The organism is Nitrospirillum goiasense (assembly GCF_034427435.1).
Taxonomy (GTDB): domain Bacteria; phylum Pseudomonadota; class Alphaproteobacteria; order Azospirillales; family Azospirillaceae; genus Nitrospirillum.
The window spans coordinates 854,318-874,585 of sequence record NZ_JAXQNP010000004.1 but is presented as its reverse complement, the minus strand read 5'-3'; the positions used below and the strand labels follow the sequence as shown (position 1 = coordinate 874,585).

General features: G+C 67.5%; 16 protein-coding genes. 13 read left to right on the top strand and 3 right to left on the bottom strand.

Going from position 1 to position 20,268, the window contains the following annotated elements:
- Positions 1-14: 14 nt before the first annotated feature.
- From fdhF to ULB03_RS25585, 4 genes are all read left to right on the top strand, one after another.
- Positions 15-2,876, top strand: a complete 2,862-nt coding sequence (gene fdhF / locus ULB03_RS25600; protein WP_322485909.1) for a formate dehydrogenase subunit alpha — start codon at positions 15-17, stop codon at positions 2,874-2,876.
- A complete protein-coding gene (fdhD, locus tag ULB03_RS25595) occupies positions 2,873-3,781 on the top strand; it encodes a formate dehydrogenase accessory sulfurtransferase FdhD (protein ID WP_322485908.1) in 909 nt (302 codons plus the stop codon). Before fdhF ends, fdhD begins: the two co-directional genes overlap by 4 nt.
- On the top strand, positions 3,771-3,986 hold the full coding sequence (locus tag ULB03_RS25590; RefSeq protein WP_322485907.1) for a formate dehydrogenase subunit delta: 216 nt from the start codon (positions 3,771-3,773) through the stop codon (positions 3,984-3,986). The genes fdhD and ULB03_RS25590 overlap by 11 nt, the downstream gene beginning before the upstream one ends.
- A gap of 217 nt (positions 3,987-4,203) precedes the next feature.
- On the top strand, positions 4,204-5,736 hold the full coding sequence (locus ULB03_RS25585; RefSeq protein WP_322485906.1) for an OFA family MFS transporter: 1,533 nt from the start codon (positions 4,204-4,206) through the stop codon (positions 5,734-5,736).
- A gap of 69 nt (positions 5,737-5,805) precedes the next feature.
- Here ULB03_RS25585 and ULB03_RS25580 read toward each other — a convergent pair whose 3' ends face one another.
- Positions 5,806-6,588: a 3-hydroxybutyrate dehydrogenase gene (locus tag ULB03_RS25580; RefSeq protein WP_322485905.1), complete on the bottom strand. Its 783-nt coding sequence runs from the start codon at positions 6,586-6,588 to the stop codon at positions 5,806-5,808.
- A gap of 338 nt (positions 6,589-6,926) precedes the next feature.
- Between ULB03_RS25580 and ULB03_RS25575 the strand changes: the two genes are divergently transcribed.
- From ULB03_RS25575 to ULB03_RS25560, 4 genes are all read left to right on the top strand, one after another.
- Positions 6,927-7,526, top strand: a complete 600-nt coding sequence (locus ULB03_RS25575; protein WP_322485904.1) for an EAL domain-containing protein — start codon at positions 6,927-6,929, stop codon at positions 7,524-7,526.
- Complete coding sequence (locus tag ULB03_RS25570; RefSeq protein ID WP_322485903.1) at positions 7,523-8,755, top strand: EAL domain-containing protein; 1,233 nt, start codon at positions 7,523-7,525, stop codon at positions 8,753-8,755. The genes ULB03_RS25575 and ULB03_RS25570 overlap by 4 nt, the downstream gene beginning before the upstream one ends.
- 80 nt (positions 8,756-8,835) lie before the next feature.
- Positions 8,836-11,001 carry a putative bifunctional diguanylate cyclase/phosphodiesterase gene (locus ULB03_RS25565; protein WP_322485902.1) on the top strand — a complete coding sequence of 722 codons (2,166 nt, stop codon included), beginning with the start codon at positions 8,836-8,838 and terminating at the stop codon, positions 10,999-11,001.
- Between the two features lie 139 nt (positions 11,002-11,140).
- Positions 11,141-11,473: an EthD family reductase gene (locus ULB03_RS25560; RefSeq protein WP_322485901.1), complete on the top strand. Its 333-nt coding sequence runs from the start codon at positions 11,141-11,143 to the stop codon at positions 11,471-11,473.
- Positions 11,474-11,523: 50 nt separating this feature from the next.
- Here ULB03_RS25560 and ULB03_RS25555 read toward each other — a convergent pair whose 3' ends face one another.
- Together ULB03_RS25555 and ULB03_RS25550 are read right to left on the bottom strand one after the other, a co-directional pair.
- Positions 11,524-13,590 carry a sensor histidine kinase gene (locus ULB03_RS25555; RefSeq protein WP_322485900.1) on the bottom strand — a complete coding sequence of 689 codons (2,067 nt, stop codon included), beginning with the start codon at positions 13,588-13,590 and terminating at the stop codon, positions 11,524-11,526.
- A 126-nt stretch (positions 13,591-13,716) separates the two neighbouring features.
- A complete protein-coding gene (locus tag ULB03_RS25550) occupies positions 13,717-14,463 on the bottom strand; it encodes a response regulator transcription factor (protein WP_322485899.1) in 747 nt (248 codons plus the stop codon).
- Between the two features lie 273 nt (positions 14,464-14,736).
- Between ULB03_RS25550 and ULB03_RS25545 the strand changes: the two genes are divergently transcribed.
- The 5 genes from ULB03_RS25545 to ULB03_RS25525 all read left to right on the top strand — a co-directional run bounded on the left by ULB03_RS25545 (position 14,737) and on the right by ULB03_RS25525 (position 20,264).
- Positions 14,737-15,078 carry a hypothetical protein gene (locus ULB03_RS25545; protein ID WP_322485898.1) on the top strand — a complete coding sequence of 114 codons (342 nt, stop codon included), beginning with the start codon at positions 14,737-14,739 and terminating at the stop codon, positions 15,076-15,078.
- Between the two features lie 156 nt (positions 15,079-15,234).
- Positions 15,235-16,176 (top strand): polyprenyl synthetase family protein, encoded by a 942-nt coding sequence (locus ULB03_RS25540; protein ID WP_322485897.1) that lies wholly within the window; start codon positions 15,235-15,237, stop codon positions 16,174-16,176.
- Between the two features lie 78 nt (positions 16,177-16,254).
- Complete coding sequence (gene dxs, locus ULB03_RS25535) at positions 16,255-18,165, top strand: 1-deoxy-D-xylulose-5-phosphate synthase (RefSeq protein WP_322485896.1); 1,911 nt, start codon at positions 16,255-16,257, stop codon at positions 18,163-18,165.
- Positions 18,162-18,842: an ABC transporter substrate-binding protein gene (locus ULB03_RS25530; RefSeq protein ID WP_322485895.1), complete on the top strand. Its 681-nt coding sequence runs from the start codon at positions 18,162-18,164 to the stop codon at positions 18,840-18,842. Before dxs ends, ULB03_RS25530 begins: the two co-directional genes overlap by 4 nt.
- 273 nt (positions 18,843-19,115) lie before the next feature.
- The gene (locus tag ULB03_RS25525; RefSeq protein ID WP_322485894.1) at positions 19,116-20,264 is read left to right on the top strand and encodes a glycoside hydrolase family 5 protein; all 1,149 of its coding nucleotides are present in this window, start codon (positions 19,116-19,118) and stop codon (positions 20,262-20,264) included.
- Positions 20,265-20,268: the final 4 nt, after the last annotated feature.

Sequence of the window (20,268 nt, the reverse complement as noted above, 5' to 3'; positions counted from 1 at the left end):
AGGAGGGTCCGGCCATGGGCTTGGTTCCTGAGATCGACTACGGCACCCCGCATCCCCGGGGCCTCAAGGGCGACACCGACGCCAAGATGGTCACCCTGACCATCGATGGTGAGACGGTGACGGTGGCGGAGGGCACCTCCATCATGCGCGCCGCCATGGACAGCGGCGTCACCATCCCCAAGCTGTGCGCCACCGATATGCTGGACGCCTTCGGCTCCTGCCGGCTGTGCCTGGTGGAAATCCAGGGCCGGGCGGGCACGCCGGCCTCCTGCACCACGCCGGTGGCCCCGGGCATGGTGGTGTCGACACAGACGGAACGGCTGAAGCGCCTGCGCAAGGGGGTGATGGAGCTGTACATCTCCGACCATCCGCTGGACTGCCTGACCTGCGCCGCCAATGGCGACTGTGAGCTGCAGGACATGGCCGGCGCCGTGGGCCTGCGTGAGGTCCGCTATGGCATGGAGGGGGCCAACCACCTGGGCCAGGCCAAGGACACCTCAAACCCCTATTTCACCTTCGACCCGTCGAAGTGCATCGTCTGTTCCCGCTGCGTCCGGGCCTGCCAGGAGGTGCAGGGCACCTTCGCGCTGACCATCCAGGACCGGGGGTTCGCCAGCAAGGTTTCGGCCGGCATGGATGAGGACTTCATGGACAGCGAGTGCGTCAGCTGCGGCGCATGCGTCCAGGCCTGTCCCACCGCCACCCTGATGGAAAAGTCGGTCATCGAGATCGGCCAGCCCGAGCATTCCGTCGTCACCACCTGCGCCTATTGCGGCGTGGGCTGTACCTTCAAGGCGGAAATGCGCGGGACCGAGCTGGTGCGCATGGTTCCCTACAAGGACGGGGCCGCCAACCGGGGCCATTCCTGCGTGAAGGGCCGCTTCGCCTGGGGCTACGCCACCCACCGGGAACGCATCCTGAAGCCCATGATCCGGTCCAAGATCACCGATCCCTGGCGCGAGGTGTCGTGGGAAGAGGCGATCAGCCACACGGCCAGCGAGTTCAAGCGCATCCAGGCGAAATACGGCCGCGGCTCCGTCGGCGGCATCACCTCCTCGCGCTGCACCAATGAGGAGACCTATCTGGTGCAGAAGCTGGTGCGCGCCGGCTTCGGCAACAACAACGTCGACACCTGCGCCCGCGTGTGCCATTCGCCCACCGGCTATGGCCTGGGTACGGCCTACGGCACCTCCGCCGGGACCCAGGACTTTGACAGTGTCGAGGATACTGACGTCGTCATGGTCATCGGCGCCAACCCCACCGATGGCCATCCGGTGTTCGGCTCCCGCCTGAAGAAGCGGCTGCGCCAGGGCGCCAAACTCATCGTCGTGGACCCGCGCCGCATCGACCTGGTCAAGACGGCGCATGTCGAGGCGGCCCACCACCTGCCGCTGCTGCCGGGCACTAACGTCGCCGTGGTCACGGCCATGGCCCACGTCATCGTCACCGAGGGCCTGGTGAACGAGGCCTTCGTGCGTGAGCGCTGCGATTGGGACGAGTTCCAGGACTGGGCCGCCTTCGTCGCCGAGGACCGGCACAGCCCCGAGGCCATCGCCGAGTATACCGGCGTGCCGGCGGCCGAGCTGCGGGCCGCCGCCCGGCTCTACGCCACCGGCGGCAACGCCGCCATCTACTATGGCCTGGGCGTGACGGAACACAGCCAGGGCTCCACCACCGTCATGGCCATCGCCAACCTGGCCATGGCCACCGGCAACCTGGGCCGGCGCGGCGTGGGCGTGAACCCGCTGCGCGGCCAGAACAACGTCCAGGGCAGTTGCGACATGGGGTCCTTCCCCCATGAGCTGCCGGGCTATCGCCATGTCCATGACGACGCCACCCGCGCCATATTCGAGGACATGTGGGGCGTGACCCTGGAGAGGGAGCCGGGCCTGCGCATCCCCAACATGCTGGACGCGGCGGTCGAGGGCACCTTCAAGGGCCTGTATGTCCAGGGTGAGGACATTGTGCAGTCCGACCCCGACACCCACCATGTCACCCATGGCCTTGAATCCATGGAATGCGTGGTGGTGCAGGACCTGTTCCTGAACGAGACGGCGAATTACGCCCACGTCTTCCTGCCGGGCTCCACCTTCCTGGAAAAGGACGGCACCTTCACCAATGCGGAGCGGCGCATCAACCGCGTGCGCCGGGTCATGCCGCCGCGCAACGGCTACGCCGACTGGGAAATCACCCAGCTGCTGTCCAACGCCCTGGGCTACCCCATGACCTACGGCCACCCGGCGGAGATCATGGCGGAGATCGCGGCCACCACCCCGGGCTTCCGCAACGTGACGTACCAGATGCTGGACGAGCGCGGCTCCGTCCAGTGGCCCTGCAACGATGAGGCGCCGGACGGCACCCCCATCATGCACATCAACGGCTTCGCCCGCGGCAAGGGCAAGTTCGTGCTGACGGAATACATCCCCACGGATGAACGCACGGGTGCCCGCTTCCCCCTGCTGCTGACCACCGGCCGCATCCTCAGCCAGTACAACGTCGGCGCCCAGACACGGCGCACCGCCAACAGCGAATGGCATAAGGAGGACAGGCTGGAGATCCACCCGCATGACGCGGAGAACCGTGGCGTGCGCGACGGCGACTGGGTAAAACTGCAAAGTCGGGCGGGGGAGACCACCCTGCGTGCCCTGATCACCGACCGGGTGTCGCCCGGCGTGGTCTACACCACCTTCCACCACCCCATGACCCAGGCCAACGTGATCACCACCGACTATTCCGACTGGGCCACCAACTGCCCCGAATACAAGGTGACGGCGGTGCAGGTCAGCCCCAGCAACGGCCCGTCCGACTGGCAGGAAAGGTACAAGACCCACAGCGACCTCAGTCGCCGCATCGTCGGTACGGACGCCGCCGAATGACGGACCGCGTGACGCCGGTTCCTCAATCCCCGACGCCCGGGGCCCTACCAGAAGCCAGCCGCCCGGCGACCCGTGTCGCCTGGCGGGAGGGCTTCCCGGTGGAGGGGACGCGCGTGGTGGCGGAGGAAACGGCGGTGGCCATCAGCTATGACAGCGCGGCTTACGCCGTGCTGATGGCGACACCGCGCGACCTGGAGGACTTCGCCCTGGGGTTCAGCGTGACCGAGGGCATCATCGCCAGCCGGGACGACATCGCGGACCTGGATATGGTGGTGGTGCCTGAGGGCGTGAACGTCCGCCTGTGGCTGGCCAAGACCCCGGGGGAGGCGCTGGAACGCCGCCGCCGCCGCTTGGCCGGACCCATGGGCTGCGGCCTCTGCGGTCTGGAAAGCCTGGCGGAGGCGACGCGGGCCCTGCCGGTGGTGCCGCCAGGCTTCACCGTCGATGCTGATCAGGTCGCCGCCGCGCGCGATGACTTGGCCAGCCACCAGCCGCTGTTCGAGGAAACGCGCGCCGTTCACGCCGCCGGCTTCTGGCGGACGGGGCGGGCCGGACAGCCGGGCCACATGGTGGCGGTGCGTGAGGACGTGGGCCGCCACAACGCCCTGGACAAGCTGGCCGGCGCCCTGATCCGGGACGGGGTGGATGCGTCCGCCGGCATGGTGGTGATGAGCAGCCGGGTGTCCGTGGAGCTGGTGCAGAAGGCCGCGGCCATGGGCGTGCCCGTGCTCGTGGCCGTCTCCGCCCCCTCCGCCTTGGCCATCCGCACGGCGGAGGCCGCGGGCATCACCCTGGTGGCGGTGGCGCGGCGTGACGGGTTCGAGGTGTTCACCCATGCCGGCCGGATCGTGCCGGCCAGGAATGATGACAGCGCTCAGCAAGGGAAAGCACGGCATGTCGCCTGACAAGCTGGTCTACATGGCCAACCAAATCGGCAAGTTCTTCACCAGCCAGCCGGGCGACCAGGCCGCCGCCGGCATCGCCAACCACATGGCCAAGTTCTGGGAGCCGCGCATGCGTCAGGCGATCCAGACCCATGTCGCCCAAGGTGGCGCCGGACTGGACCCCGATGTGTTGAAGGCGGTGGAAAGTTTACCTAAGGTAAATTAACCGGAAATCGTGTAATACCCGCCATGGCAGGTGGCGGTTGGCGCTCCGCGAGGGCGGCCGTCTTTTTTTGTCGGCTGAACAAAGCGGGTGACGCCCAATGAGTACGGTGACCTCGGCCCCCCCGACTGGGGGCCCCTCCGGCTCGATTCTGGATCGGGACCGGATCGTCGCGCAGGCGGGATTCAATCGGTGGCTGGTGCCGCCGGCGGCGCTCGCCGTGCATTTGTGTATCGGCATGGCCTATGGCTTCAGCGTGTTCTGGCTGCCGCTGTCCAAGGCGTTGACGGGCACGGATGAGTCGGCGTGCAAGGATATTTCCCTGCTGGCGGCCTTGACCACCACCACCTGCAACTGGCGGGTGGCCGATATCCAGATCATGTACACCCTGTTCTTCGTCGTCCTGGGCTCGGCGGCCGCGCTGTGGGGCGGCTGGCTGGAACGGGCCGGTCCGCGACGCGCCGGCGTCGTCGCCACCTTCTGCTGGTGCGGCGGCATGGTGGTGTCGGCGGTGGGCATCATGGTTCACCAACTCTGGCTGGTGTGGCTGGGCGGCATCGTCGGCGGCGTCGGCCTGGGCCTGGGCTATATTTCCCCTGTGTCCACCCTCATCAAATGGTTCCCCGACCGGCGCGGCATGGCCACGGGCATGGCCATCATGGGGTTTGGCGGCGGCGCCATGATCGGGTCGCCCCTGGCCAACATCCTGATCAACCAGTTCAAGGGGCCGGCGGGGCCGGGTGTGTGGCAGACCTTCCTGGTCATGGCCGCGATCTACTTCGTCTTCATGCTGGCCGGTTCCTTCGGCTACCGCATCCCGCCGGCGGGGTGGCAGCCTGATGGCTGGACACCGCCTGCGGCGGCGCAGCGGGCCATGATCACCCACCGCCATGTCCATCTGGACGACGCGCATAAGACGCCGCAGTTCTGGCTGATCTGGGCGGTCTTGTGCCTGAACGTCAGCGCCGGCATCGGCGTCATCGGCATGGCCTCGCCCATGTTGCAGGAAATCTTCGCGGGGCGACTGATCGGCCATCCCGAACTGGGCTTCGACCAGTTGGACCCTGGGCAGAAAACGGCCATCGCCACCATCGGCGCCGCCTTCGCCGGCCTGATCTCCCTGTTCAACATCGGCGGCCGCTTCTTCTGGGCCTCTCTGTCGGACAGGATGGGACGCAAGATGACCTACTGCGTCTTCTTCGTCCTGGGCCTGGTGCTGTACGCGGCGGCGCCCAGCCTGGCCCGCGCCGGCAGCGTCGCCCTGTTCGTGCTGGCCGTGGGCGTCATCCTGTCCATGTACGGCGGTGGCTTCGCCACGGTGCCGGCCTATCTGGCGGACATCTTCGGTACCCAGTTCGTCGGCGCCATCCACGGCCGGCTGCTGACCGCCTGGTCGGTGGCGGGTATCGCGGGGCCCTCGGTCGTCGGCTATATCCGTGAGGCGGAATTGGCGCTGAAGGTGCCGAAGGATCACGTCTATGACGTCACCTTCTATGTCCTGGCCGTGTTCCTGGTGCTGGGTCTGCTGTGCAACCTGGCCATCAAGCAACTGGCGGCCCGGTGGTTCATGAGCGATGCCGACGTCGCCGCCCTGCAGGCCAAGACTGTCAGCGCCCCAGTGGTCGGCGGTTCCTTCGGCATTGGCCGGGGGGGCGTGGATGGCCCGGCCATGCTGGCCTGGCTGGCGGTGGGCCTGCCCATCCTATGGGGCGTTTGGACCACCCTGCAGAAGGCGGCACCGTTGTTCAACTGACGGGGGCGATTGGGCTCAAACGACAAGAGGCGCGTCCATCGCTGGACGCGCCCGCAAGGCATCCAAAAACTACTGCGCCGTCCAACCGCCATCCATGGGCAGGGGCACGCCCGTCATCTGGGCGGCGGCGTCGGTGCAGAGGAAGGCGGCCAGTTCGCCCAGCTCTTCCGGCGTGGTGAACTTCTTGGACGGCTGCTTTTCCGACAGCAGCTTCAGCTCGGCGTCCTTCTCGCTGATGCCGTCCTTGGCGGCCATGTCCTTGATCTGCTTTTCCACCAGCGGCGTCAGCACCCAGCCGGGGCAGATGGCGTTGGCGGTGATGTTGATCTCCGCCGTTTCCAGAGCGGCCACCTTGGTCAGGCCGACCACGCCGTGCTTGGCCGCGACATAGGCGGACTTGAACGGGCTGGCCACCAGGCCATGGGCGGAGGCGATGTTGATCAGCCGGCCCCAGCCCTGCTTCTTCATGTGGGGCAGGGCGTAATGCATGCCCCAGAACACGCCGGACAGATTGATGGCGATGATGGCGTTCCACTTTTCCTCGGGGAAATCCTCGATGGCCGCCGTGTACTGGATGCCGGCGTTGCTCACCAGGATGTCGATGGACCCGAAGGTCTCCACCGTGGTGTCGATCATTTCCTTGATGGCGGACGGCTTGGAGATGTCGGCCGCGTTGTACAGGGCGCGGATGCCGAATTCGCTTTCCAGGCCGCTGCGGATCTTTTCGATCTCCGCCGCGTCGCCGAAGCCGTTCAGCATGATGTTGGCGCCTTTCGAGGCCAGGACGCGGGCGATGCCCAGGCCGATCCCGCTGGTGGAACCGGTGACGACGGCGGATTTACCCTTCAGCATGACTACCCCTATATGTTGAGGACGTGCGTGTGAATCTCGTTCCCGTTGGCATCGCGCGGCCGATGGCGCTGGCCGCCCCATACCCCTGAGGGCGCTTTTGATATAAGGCCATGTGTGCGCCGCCGAAAGCCCCGCCCATGGCCTAAACCGTCGTCATAGGCCGATTGCCGTCTGAATCGACAAACCGCGGCACCCCGGTACCTCGCGCCGGCATTGCGGCCGCCGGCTGAAGCGCACGAACGATTGCCCGGTCATCACATAACTGTCACCGTCTACGGATATTACTGATGGACACACTCTTTATTGCGGCCTGAAGGTCCGATCCCTCCTTGATCTTGATGCCTGAAGAGAGTCAGGCCGGCATTCCCCGGCAGGGCAAACAGGGACAGCCGGCGCCGGCGCCTGTGGCGGCCCCTGCCGTTACCCCCGCGTCCGCCGCCGCCACTTCCGAAGGCGGCGTCGCCACCCTGCCACCCCGCTGGCGCGACGTTGTGGCGCACCTGGGGTTTGTCTTCCAACCCATCGTCCAGGTGCGGACGGGCCGCGTCCATGGGCACGAGGCCCTGCTGCGCGGGGTGGAGGCGGCGGGCTTTCCCAGTGTGGCGGCCCTGTTCCAGGCGGCGGTGGACGACGGCGCGCTGCCGGCGTTTGAGGCGCATGTCCAGGCATTGGCCGTGGCCGCCTTCCTGGCGGCCGGCGGCACGGCCGATATCCGCCTGTTCCTCAACATCCATCCAGAGGCCCAGGGCCTGGTTTCCCCGCCGCCGCAGGCCGACCAGCTGCACCTGGTGTATGAGGCGACGGGCGCCGGCCTGATCACCACCCGCGCCGGCCGCGACGGCGGTGACCGGCGGGGTCGGGTCGACATCGCCTTCGACCGTTTCGGCGTGGGCGTGGCGGACTTCCAGCGCCTGCTGGCCAGCCCCCCAGTTACGTGAAGATCGACCGCGCCTTCATCACCGGCGTGGATGGCGACCAGGCCAAGCGCGCGCTGCTGGGGCAACTGGTGGGCAGCGCCCATGCCCTGGGTCTTGCCACCATCGCCGTGGGCGTCGAAACCTCGCGTGAGTTTTACGTCTGCCGTGACCTGGGGTGTGACCATGTGCAGGGCTTCCTGCTGGGACGGCCGGCCGCCGGCCCCCTGGCCGAGGCCAGCGAGATCGCCGAGTCCCTGAGCCGCAACGACCGGCGCCGCCCGGCGCCGGCACGCCAACGCCTGTTCGAGCTGATCGAGCGCATCTCGCCCCTGCCGCTTGAGGCGCCCAAGGCCAAGCTGCTGGAGTATTTCGGCAACCTGGCCGCCCCGCCGGTGGTGCCGGTGGTGGACAGGGCCGGCGTGCCGCGCGGCCTCATCCGCGAACGCCACCTGAAGCCCTTCGTCTATTCCCGGTATGGGACCGAGATCCTGCGCAACCGGTCTTTCGGCAACACGCTGAAGGACTTCGTCATCCCCTGTCCGGTGTGCGACATCGGCACCCCCTTGGAGCGCGTGATCGAGCTGTTCGCCGAGGCGTCGGACAGCGACGGCGTCATCATCGTTGAGGGCGGGGAATATGTCGGCTTCCTCAGCAGCCAGTCGCTGGTGCGCCTGCTGCATGAACACCGCCTGGCCACGGCGGTGGACCAGAACCCCCTGACCCGCCTGCCCGGCAACAACGCCATCACCGCCCAGGTGGAGACGCTGGTGGCGGATGCCGAGCGCGACCACGTGCTGGTCTATCTGGACTTCGACAACTTCAAGCCGTTCAACGATTATTTCGGCTTTCGCCAAGGGGATAGGGCCATCCTGATGTTCAGCGAGCAGCTGAAGGTCCAGGCCGCCGCCCTGGGCGGCTTCGCCGGCCATATCGGCGGTGACGACTTCTTCCTGTCGTGCAGCGGCCTGACCCCGGACCGGGTGCGCGAACGCCTGGTGGCCTTCCTGAACCGATTCCGTTCTGACGCCGAAAGCCTGTACGACGTCGAGACGCGGGAACGCGGCTGGTTCGAAGCCAAGGACCGCGAGGGGCGATTGCGCCGCTATCCCCTGTTGCGCGTCAGCGCGGTGATGGTGCCGCTCCTGGCCGGTGCCGTCCGGCCGGGGCTGGAAACACTTGTGGAACTCATCGCCGTCCATAAGACTGCGGCTAAGGCGGCGCCTGACAACCTGTTCCTGGTGGCGGGATGACGGATACCGTCGTCCGTCGACGGTCCCGGAAGGTCGGGGGGCGTCGGCCTGAACATAAGAGATTTGGGGCGCTATTCTCCTTGGCCAGGTTCTCTTTCCACCAGGCGGCTGATGATCCAGCCGGTGCGGGCGGGTCCAACGCGGGCATGGGCGGTGCGGCGGCGAGCGGCACCGGCGCCCATGGTGATTCGCTGTCGGATGGGGTGTCGGGCATCGATGGCGCCCCCCGCGTCGCGGGCTCCCTTTTCAATTGGTCGTTCTGGTCCTCCCTGTCCTTCAAGGAGGGGGTGCGCGGGGCTGTCGCCGCTTTGCTGATCGGCTTCGCCTTTTCCGCGGTCGAGATCGGCTGGGCCGCCAGCCGGGAGCGGGAAAAGGTCCTCACCATCGTCGATGACATCGCCGCCCAGGTGGAGGGCAGCGCCGCCATCGCCGCCTGGAACCTGGATGCCCAGTTGGCCAACCAGGTCATCATGGACAACCTGAAGCTCCATGCCGTGTCGGGCGTTGAGATCCTGCTGAAGGACAATGAGCGCCTGGCCGGTGTGCGACGCAAGCCGGCGCAGGATGGCTGGCTGACCGGGCCACTGTCCCGCCTGGTGTTCGGCGACCTCTCCACCATCCGTCGGCCCCTGCGTCAACCCAACAGCCCCAATGGCGAGATCATCGGCGAACTGCGGCTGGACCTGGATCCGGTGGTGCTGGCCCGCGACCTGCTGATCCTGGCCGGCACCGGCCTGCTCAGCGGGGTGCTGCGCAACCTGTTGCTGGGTCTGGCGCTGGTGGCCGTGCTGCATCGCTATGTCACCCGGCCGCTGTTCAGCCTGGGCCGCTCCATCGCCCGCATCGACCCCGACCGGCCCCTGGAAACGGCGATGCCCCTGCCGGCGGGCCATGAGCGGGATGAACTGGGCTACATTGCCGCCCGCACCAACGAGCTGCTGGCCCGCCTGGCCTCCAGCCAGGAAGCGCAGCGGCGCATGGCCACGCGCGACCTGCTGACCGGCCTGCCCAACCGGGTGCTGCTGACGGAGGAGTTGGGCCGCGCCCTGCCCAAGGCGGAGCGTGCGGGCTACAACGTGGCCGTTTTCCACCTGGATCTGGACCGCTTCAAGACCGTCAACGAAAGCTATGGCCTGGACGTGGGCGATCGCGTCCTGCGGGAGGTTGGCGCCCGGCTGACCGGCGTCCTGCGCGCCGGCGACAGCGTTGCCCGCCTGGGCGCCGATGAGTTCGCCGTGGTCGCCGAGGACATCGCCCAGCCCGAGATGGCGGCCCGCCTGGCGGAGCGCATCGTGGAGGCCCTGGCGGTCCCCTATGCCGTCGATGGCCATTCCGTATCGCTGACCGCCAGCGTCGGCGTGGCGCTCTATCCCGGCGATGGCCGCGATCCGGAGCCGCTGCTGCGCGGCGCCGATGTCGCCATGTGCACCGCGAAGGCGGCGGGCGGCGGCCGCTACCGCTTTTTCGCGCGCGAGATGATGGACAGGGCGGTGGCCCGCCTGCACAACGAAACCGCCCTGCGCCGGGCCATCGAGGAAAACCAGTTCGTCCTCTATTACCAGCCCAAGCTGGAGACGCTGACCCGCAAGCTCAGCGGGGTGGAGGCGCTGCTGCGCTGGCAGAAGGCCGACCGCCTGGTCATGCCGGGCGATTTCATTCCGCTAGCGGAAGAAACCGGGCTGATCGTGCCCATCGGCGCCTGGGTGCTGCGTACCGCGTGTGCGCAGGCGGCGCGCTGGCTGGCCATGGGTCATTCCGTACCCGTATCGGTCAACGTCTCCGCCCGCCAGTTGCAGGAGGCGGGCCTGGTGGACCTGGTGGCCGACTGCCTGGCCCAATCCAAGCTGCCACCCGATCTGCTGAACATCGAGATCACCGAGACCAGCATGATGCGCGACCTGGACCACAGCGAGGCGCTGCTGGAACGGCTGCGCTGCCTGGGCGTGGGCATCAGCGTCGACGACTTCGGCACGGGCTATTCCTCCCTGGCCTATCTGCGGCGCCTGCCGGTGACGGCGCTGAAACTGGACCGGTCCTTCGTCAACGACATCCCCGCCGAAACCGCCATCGCCACGGCGGTGCTGAACCTGTCGCGCAGCTTTGGTCTCAAGACCGTGGCGGAAGGCGTTGAAACCGAAGAGCAATGGCATTGGCTGGGCCAGCAGGGCTGTGATGAGGTCCAGGGTTTCCTCTTCGCCCGGCCGATGCCCGTCGACCTGCTGGAGCGCGACTTCCTGAAGGGATGACGCCCGCGTCCCCTGCACCCAGCCCTACAACCATAGGACAATACGCGGGGTGCCGGGCCCGGGGGTACAAGAAGACTGCCGCCGGCCGTCCCAGGGGCGCGCCGGCATCGCTTCCCCGCAGCCTGAACAGGACGACGCCATGATCAAAGTCAGCGTGCTGTACGCCAACGAGCCCGGCGCCCGCTTCGACCACGATTACTACCGCGACCGGCACATGCCGCTGGTCCAGGAAAAGCTGGGCGCCGCCTGCCTGTTCTACACGGTGGACAAGGGGGTGTCGGGCCTCCCGCCGACCGAGGCGCCGGCCTATGTCGCCATGTGCCACATCTTCGCCGAGTCCGCTGACAGCTTCTTGGCCGCGTTCGGGCCGGTGGCGGACGAGATCGTGGCCGACATCGCCAATTACACCACCCTGTCGCCGACCATCCAGATCAGCGAGGTGGTGGTGGGCGCGGGGCCCGGCCGGGGCTGATCGCCCCGCCCCCAGCCATCCTTCCCGTCCTCCTCAGCCCCGTCTCCTCCTCAGCGGTCGCCCCCCGACGCATTGCCGATTTCCAGCACCAGGCAGCACCCGTCCTGGCGGGCATCGTCGTAGTAGGCCCGGCCGCCATGCAGCTCCGCGATGCGGCGTACCAGGTAGAGGCCCACGCCGATGCCGGGGATGCGCTCCGCTGAGGAAAGGCGCACGAACTTGCCGAAAATGCGCTCCCGGTCCGCCGGCGCCACGCCGGCGCCGGCGTCGATGACGCGCACCATGCTGCATGTCGCCGTCTGTGCCATTTCCACGCGGATGGGCTGGTCGGGCGGGCCGTACTTGGCGGCGTTTTCCAGCAGGTTGAGGATCGAGGTCTTCAGGAGGGCTGGATCGCCCAGGACCTTGTCGGGGACGCCGCCCTCCACCCGCACCTCCTGGTCGGGGTGGGACGCGCGCAGGGACCGTATGGCCTCCGCCACCACACCGTCCAGGCGCAGGGGGCGCGTTTCCAGGTTCAGCCCGGGGGAACGGTCGGTTTCCCGGCGCAGGCCCACCTCGATGATTTCCACCAGCCGGTCCACGGCGCGGGCCATGCGTTTCAGCAGGTCGTGGCCCTTGGGCCCATCCGCCAGGCCGGCGGCGCCCTTGATTTGCAGGATGTCGATGCCGGTGCGGATGATGGACACCGGCGTCCGGTATTCGTGCGACACCATGTCGATGAACTGGATCTGCTCCCGCACCGCCTGGCGTTCCGCGGCCAAGGCCTGTTCCAGGCTTTCCTTCGCCGCCGACAGCTCGCGGGTGCGCAGCGCCACCATGTCCAATGCCCGCTGTTCGGCATGGACGGAGGCGGACAGGGCCGCGGCCTGCGCCTCCTTCCGTTCCTTTTCGGACAGGCGCACGCGGGACGCGATGGCGACGTTCATCAGGATCATGTGAACCAGCGAGGCGCTTTGCGCCACGGCCTCGGTCACGCTGATTTCGGGGATCACCCCCAGGGTGCGCAGGAAGCCCATCAGCCCGGCCATGCAGGCGGAGCCGAAGGCCAGGCTGTACATCAACGCCCCCGGGTGCCCGCGGCGGGCCAGCAGGATGCCGCTGCCGATATAGATCAGCATGTAGGCGGAGGTCACCGTCGCCAAGGTGGCGCCGGCAATGGTGTAATGACCGGCCACGGTGGCGATGACGCCCAGGCCGCCCAGGACGATGGGGATGCGGTTCAGCAGGCTGACCAGCGGCAGGGTGCGCCGCAGGTTCAGGAACTCCTCCGTCAGGATGGCGCCGATCAGGATGCCGCCGCAGACGCTGGTGCCGGTGATCAGGTTGGCCAGCTCCGGCGCCGGGCCTGGCAGCAGTTGGGCCAGGGCCCCCATGGATCCCAGCCCCAGGCCGATCAGCGTCAGCACATAGAGCGCATAGATGAAATAGATGCGCTCCAGCAGCCAGTAGCTGTGGATGAGGTTGGAGATCAGCACCGCGAGCGCCATGCCCAGCACGAAGCCTAGCCAGATGGACTGCAGGCTGATGTGGTTCATCAGCGGGATCAGGCGATAGACCTGACCGCTCAGGATGGTGGCGCTGGTGGTGTGGACATGGACGTAAATCCAGGCCTGGCCGGCGCCATCGAACGCCAGGGGCTGGGTGAAGCTGCGGAATCGCACCATGCGGTTGGCCGTGGGCTCGCTGTCGCCCTGCACCGTCCTGTCGTAGGCCGCCGCCGGCGGCGGCCCGGCATCGGCGGGCGTCAGGGCGACATAGCTCTCGACCGTGTCCAGGAAGCTGGGCTGCAGCTCCAGGTACCAGGTGTCGTCCGCGCCTTCCTGCCGCGTGACCCGCATGCGGACCCAGGTGTCGGTCAGCGTGAAGCCCCGGTTGAGGTTGCCGCGCAGCGGCTGGAAGCGATGGCTGGCCTCCCCGGACACCACGTCGGCCAGGGTCAGCGTCCGGTCGGGATCCACCAGGTATTCAAGATGCCCACCGATGGGCACCACCCGCGTGTCCGGATGCAGGTGCATCGGCGGCTGCGTCCACCCGTCCGCCGCCGGTTGGGCCCGCGCTGGCAGGAGCGGCGTCCAGGACAGCACGCCCAATAGGGCGAGGCGGAGCAAAAGCATGCCGGTCCAGACGCGTCCACCACGGAGCCACCGCCGGGTGGACCCTGCCCAGGTGGACAATACCCGGGCTGGCCATACCCGGGCTGGAAGTACCGGGGGCTGGGCGGTGGCCGTCATGATTGCGGGCTAAAGCTGCTTGATGGGGGCGGAGAACAGGTAACCCTTGGCATGGACGGTCTGGATAGGAAAGGCCTCACCCACCGCGGCCTCGATTTTCCGGCGCAGGCGGCTGACCAGCGCGTCCAACCCGCGACTGCCCTGCACCGTGTTGGCGTAGTCCAGCTTTTCCAGCAACTCGGTTCGGTCGACCGCCCGCCCCGGCTCCTGCGTCAGGGCCACCACCAAGTCGAACTCCTTGGCGGTCAGGCGGACGGGCAGGCCGCGGGGGGAGTGGATGGACCAGCGTGAACTGTCCAGCACCCAGGGTTCGCTGGATGGCGTGGGTTGCAGGGTCTGCGGCTCACCGGCCTCGGGGCCGGCGGCGAGGCGGCGCGCCAAGTTGATGGTGGCGATGGCCAGTTCGCGGCAGTCCACCGGCTTCACGAAATAAAGATCCGCGCCGCTGGTGAAGCCCTTCAGCCGGTCATCGACCCGCGACCGGGCCGTCAGGATGATCAGACCCATGTTGGTGTTGGCGCGCAGGAAGCTGGCGATGGTGTAGCCATCCTGGTCGGGCAGGCCGATGTCCAGGATCACGATGTCCGCCGGCTCCTTGGCGATCTGCTGGTACAACTCCAGGCCGGAACCCGCCGTCGCCACCGACAGGCCCTGGCTGCTCAAGCAGTGGGCGAGTAATTCCCGAAGGTCGACATCATCCTCCACCAGAACCACGCGTGGGGCCGTGGTGTCGGCGTATGCATCCAGGTCTGCCATAGAAAATCTTTTCTATTGAAAGGTTTTAGCGATGGTTCTGTATCAAAATTCTTTGATCGTTTCCCCGATGGGCACGGCGTCGGCACTTTTGTGAGTCGGCACTCTAAATTTCCGTTAATTTTATAGCAATACGGTGCGTGGGGTTTCGATTTTTACGGTCACCGTCCCATCCAGGGGAGTTCATCCCCAGGTGGATTAAGCCCATTGCCGCCGCCGGCATGGTTGTTTACCCTCACTGGCTTATCGAAAGCGTGGTTGGTCCGCAGGGCCGCCATGGAACGAAAGCCAGCCCGCCGCGCGGCCCGCGCCGCAGGGGGCGGCTGGGTCGCCGGGGTGTCATTGATGGGCCAGGGAAAGGAATGGACGCTGCTGCGCGCCGCGGAGCACTGTTATCGCGTCGCCGTCAGCATACCATCCGGGCCTGAGCGCGACCTGTGGATTCGGCGGGGCGGCATGCTGGAGGCCGACAGTGTGGCGGCGCTGCTGCCCGGTCCCTGGCCTGAGCGCTGGCCCGACCAAGCGGCGGCCCCCGATCCGCTTGTCGACGCGGTGATCGAGTCTCCGGCGGTTTCGTCTGTGTCGGCGGACACCGCGAGCGCTGGCCGGATCGAATAATTTCCCGGAATCGCCCTTCGGGTGCCCATTTCTGCCGAACCTCTTGATACGTGCGGCGCAACGGCGCCCTGCGGTCGCCAGTAATTGACACTGGGCGAGGGCTGGCAGAGTGTGCCCAGCTTAAACGACGCGTCATCATCTTCGAGGTTTCTTCAAGTGACCGGCCTTGTTTCTTCCGCCGCATCCTCTTCCTCGGGCCGTTACCCCTCGGGTCGTGAATTGCTGGAGGCCATGGGCCTGGCGTCGCGCCAGACCGAACAGCGCATGGAGGCGCTGTTGCCCGCCCCCGCCCAGTACATCGGCCGGGTGCAGGAGGCCGCCCGTTACGCGGTGTTCGCCGGCGGCAAGCGCTTGCGCCCCTTCTTGGTGAAGTCGTCCTCGGCGCTGTTCGGCGTGTCGGAGGACAATTGGCTGCAGGCCGCCGCGGCGGTGGAAATGGTGCACACCTACAGTCTGGTGCACGACGACCTGCCCTGCATGGATGACGACACGCTGCGTCGGGGCAAGCCCACCACCCATGTCCAGTTCGATGAGGCCACGGCCCTGCTGGCTGGCGACGCGTTGCTGACCCTGGCGTTCGAGGTGCTGGCCCAGCCGGCGGCCCACGCCGATCCGGCCGTGCGCTGCGCCCTGATCGCCAAGCTGGCCCAGGCCGGCGGCACGCTGGGCATGATCGGCGGCCAGATGATGGATATGGAAGCGCCCAATTCCGATTTCGGGTACGACGAAATCCTGACGCTGCAAAAGCTCAAGACCGGCGCCTTGTTCGAGTTCTGTTGCGAGGCCGGTCCCATCCTGGGCGGCGCCAGCGAGGCCGAGCGGGCCCTGCTGCGCGACTACGCCGCGGATTTCGGCCTTGTGTTCCAGATTTCTGACGATCTTATTGACGCCACCGGCGATAGCGGTAAGGCGGGCAAGACCGTCGGCAAGGATGAGGCCCAGGGCAAAGCGACCCTGATTTCCCTGCTGGGCCTGGACGCCGCCCGCGCCAAGGTGGTGGAGCTGGCGGAGCAAGCGGCCGCACGGCTGGATGGTTTCGGTTCCGCGGCGGATTCGTTGCGCGGCCTGCCCTTCATGCTTATCGACCGGGAGTCGTGATTTATCACGATGTATGCAAAAGTGTTTTTCTGGCACCGGCCCGTTAGAGGTCGGTAAGAATTATTTGGGAGCCGATGAATGGCGACGAAGACCCCGTTGTTGGACCAGTGTCCGACGCCTGACCGTTTGCGCGCGCTGCGTCCTGAGCAGCTGCGCCAGGTTGCGGACGAGCTGCGTTCCGAAACCATCGACGCGGTGTCGGTGACGGGTGGCCACCTGGGTGCCGGCCTGGGTGTGGTGGAACTGACGGTGGCGCTGCACTACGTGTTCGACACGCCGGCGGACCGCATCATCTGGGACGTGGGTCACCAGGCCTACCCGCACAAGATCCTGACCGGGCGTCGGGACCGCATCCGCACCCTGCGCCAGGGCGGGGGCCTGTCGGGCTTCACCCGGCGGTCGGAGAGCGAGTACGACCCGTTCGGGGCGGCGCACAGCTCGACGTCGATCTCGGCGGGCCTGGGCATGGCGGTGGCGCGCGACCTGGCGGGCGGGAACAACCACGTCATCGCCGTGATCGGCGACGGGTCGATCTCCGCCGGCATGGCGTATGAGGCGATGAACAACGCCGGCGCCCTGGGCTCGCGCCTGGTGGTGATCCTGAACGACAACGACATGTCGATCGCGCCGCCGGTGGGTGCCGTGTCGGGCTACCTGGCCAAGCTGGTCAGCAGCAGCCAGTACCGCCATCTGCGCAACATCGGCCGCCAGGTGGCGGAACACCTGCCCCGGCCGCTGCAGAACGCGGCGCGCCGGGCGGAGGAATACGCCCGCGGCATGGTCATGGGCGGGACGCTGTTCGAGGAGCTGGGCTTCTACTACGTCGGCCCCATCGACGGTCATGACCTGGACCAGCTGGTGCCCATCCTGGAGAACATCCGGGACGAGCCGAACGGCCGCCCGGTGCTGATCCACGCGGTGACGCAGAAGGGCAAGGGCTACGCCCCGGCCGAGGCGTCGGCGGACAAGCTGCACGCGGTGGGCCGCTTCGACGTGGTGACGGGCGCCCAGGCCAAGGCCAAGGCGAACGCGCCGACTTACACCCGCGTCTTCGCCGAGGCCCTGATGAAGGAGGCCAAGGCCGACGACAAGGTGGTGGCGATCACGGCGGCGATGCCGTCGGGCACGGGCCTGGACCTGTTCGGCCAAGCCTTCCCCACGCGGACCTTCGACGTGGGCATCGCCGAGCAGCACGCGGTGACCTTCGCCGCCGGCATGGCGACGGAGGGGTACAAGCCCTTCGTGGCCATCTACTCGACCTTCCTGCAGCGCGGCTATGACCAGCTGGTGCACGACGTGTCGATCCAGAACCTGCCGGTGCGCTTCGCCATGGACCGGGCGGGCCTGGTGGGGGCGGACGGCGCCACGCATGCCGGCGCCTTCGACCTGGCCTATCTGTGCTGCCTGCCCAACATGGTGGTGATGGCGGCGGCGGACGAGGCGGAGCTGGTGCACATGGTGGCGACCAGCGTGGCCTATGACGCCGGCCCCATCGCGCTGCGCTATCCGCGCGGCGAGGGCGTGGGCGTGGAGATGCCGGAGAAGGGCGAGGTTCTGCCCATCGGCAAGGGCCGCATTGTCCGCGAGGGCAACACGGTGGCCATCCTCAGCCTGGGCACCCGCCTGGGTGAGGCCGTGAAGGCCGCCGAGGACTTGGCGGTTCGGGGCCTGTCGACCACGGTGGCGGACGCGCGCTTCGCCAAGCCGATCGATAAGGAACTGGTGCGCCGCCTGGCGGTTGAGCACGATGTGCTGGTGACCATCGAGGAAGGCTCGGTGGGGGGCTTCGGCGCCCAGGTCATGCAGTTCCTGGCGGAGGAGGGGCTGTTCGACGCCGGCCTGAAGTTCCGCCCCATGGTGCTGCCCGACCACTATCAGGAACATGACAACCCGGCCAAGCAGTATGATGAGGCCGGCCTCAACGCCAACGGCATCGTCGATACCGTGATCAAGGCGCTGGGGGCCAACGCGCAGGTGAGGACGGCATGACGACCAAGATCACCGGTAACGCTTTCATCGCACGCGCCTTCAAGGGCAAGGCCCTCGCCGCTGCCATCCTGGCCGCCGCCCTCACGGGCGTCGCCTTGCCGGCGGCGGCGCAGCAAGCGGGCGCGACCGCGGAAGCCGCCGATCCGGCGGTGGCCAAGGTCAAGGGCTTCTACGACGCCCTGCTGAGTGGCATGAAGCAGGCCAAGCAATTGGGCGTCAAAGGCCGGGCCGAGAAGCTGGACCCGGTGATCAAGTCGACCTTCGACCTGGCGACCATGACCCGCCTCGCCATCGGTCCGGCGTGGGAGAAGTTCACGCCGGAGCAGCAGCAGGGCGCCATCGACGCCTTCACCAAGGTGACCGTGGCGACCTACGCCAACCAGTTCGACGGCTTCAATGGCGAGGTCTTCGACGTCGATCCCACGCCCAAGGCGCGGGGCGCCGACAAGATCGTCGAAACCAAGCTGACGCCGGCCGGCCAGCCGCCGGTGGCGCTGAACTATCTGATGCGCGGCCAGGGTGACCAGGCCCGCATCGTCGACGTTTACCTCAATGGCACCATCAGCCAGCTGGCCACGCGGCGGTCGGAGTTTTCCGCCGCCGTGCAGCAGGGGGGCGCCGATGCGCTGATCCAGGGATTGCAGCAGCAGGCGGACAAGCTGTTGGCCGGCGCCTGAGTTTCATCGATCTGCGTGCGCCAGAAATCAGGGCCCGCCCCAACCCCGGGGGCGGGCCCTTTTTCTTACGATCCGGCGCCTACATTTGTAATATCTGATGTTGACGATGGCGCCCTCCCTGAGGCACTCCAGACGAACAAAGCGGACAGGGGGCGGCCACGGACCCGCGGTGGCCACGGGGGTTCTATTTATTCAGTAACGTGCGTTCAGTGACACGTGTGCTGGGCCAAGGCCCGGCGGCCATGCTCGTCGCCGTGATAAGGGGGAGGGGGCGTGCTGATCGACCATGTCGAGGATCCGGAGCGCCGTCGCCTGCTGGCACGGCTGGGTGATATCGCCCTGGGCGTCGGGGGGCTGGCCGCCATGTCGGCCTTCACCGCTTGTTCACAGGGGCACTGGCTTCCGGCCACGCCGGATCGTCTGCCCCGCTGGCGGGGCTTCAACCTGCTGGAAAAATACACACTGGCCCATGACCAGCCCTTCCGGCAGGGGGACTTCGACCTGATCGCGGAATGGGGTTTCAACTTTGTGCGCCTGCCGCTGGACTATCGCATCTGGACGCGACCGGACGGCACCTTCCGCGAGCGGCCCTTGCGCCAGATTGACGAGGCCATCGGCTGGGCCCGGCACCGCAACATCCATGTGACCCTCTGTCTGCACCGGGCCCCTGGCTACTGCGTCAACCCGCCGGCTGAGGTTGGCGACCTGTGGGCGGCGGGGCCGGAGAACGACATGGCCCGCCTACGGTTCGCGCGGCAATGGGGCATGCTGGCGGAACGGTACCGCGACATCAATTCCCGCATCCTGTCCTTCAACCTGATCAATGAGCCGCCGAACGTCACTGGCGAGGCCTATGTTCGGGCTGTATCGGGGGCTGTCGCCGCCATCCGCGCCGCTGATCGACACCGCATCATCATCGCCGATGGCGCCCAGTTCGGGCGGCGGCCGGTGCCCGAACTGAAGCCCCTGGGCCTGGCCCAAGGGACGCGTGGGTACGAGCCCTTCCACCTCAGCCATTACAAGGCCGGCTGGGTGACGGGGTCCGACACCTGGGACGCGCCCACGTGGCCCATGCCAACCGTCCCCACTGGGCCGGACCAGGTGACGGACCCTGCCAGCTTCCGGCGCATCTGCATCCAGCCTTGGCAGGACTTGGCGGCCGGGGGCGTGGGGGTCGTCGTGGGCGAGTGGGGGGCCTACCGTCATACCCCGCACCCGGTGATGCTGGCCTGGGCGCGGGATTGCCTGGCCGCGTGGCGCCAGGTGGGCTGGGGCTGGTGCCTGTGGAACTTCCGGGGTGATTTCGGCGTGCTGGATAGCCAGCGTGAGGATGTGCGCTATGAGCCCTACCGGGGCCACCAGCTGGACCGCGCCTTCCTGGAAATCCTGCGGGAGGACGCGGCGCTGGACACCCGAGTCTAGCGCA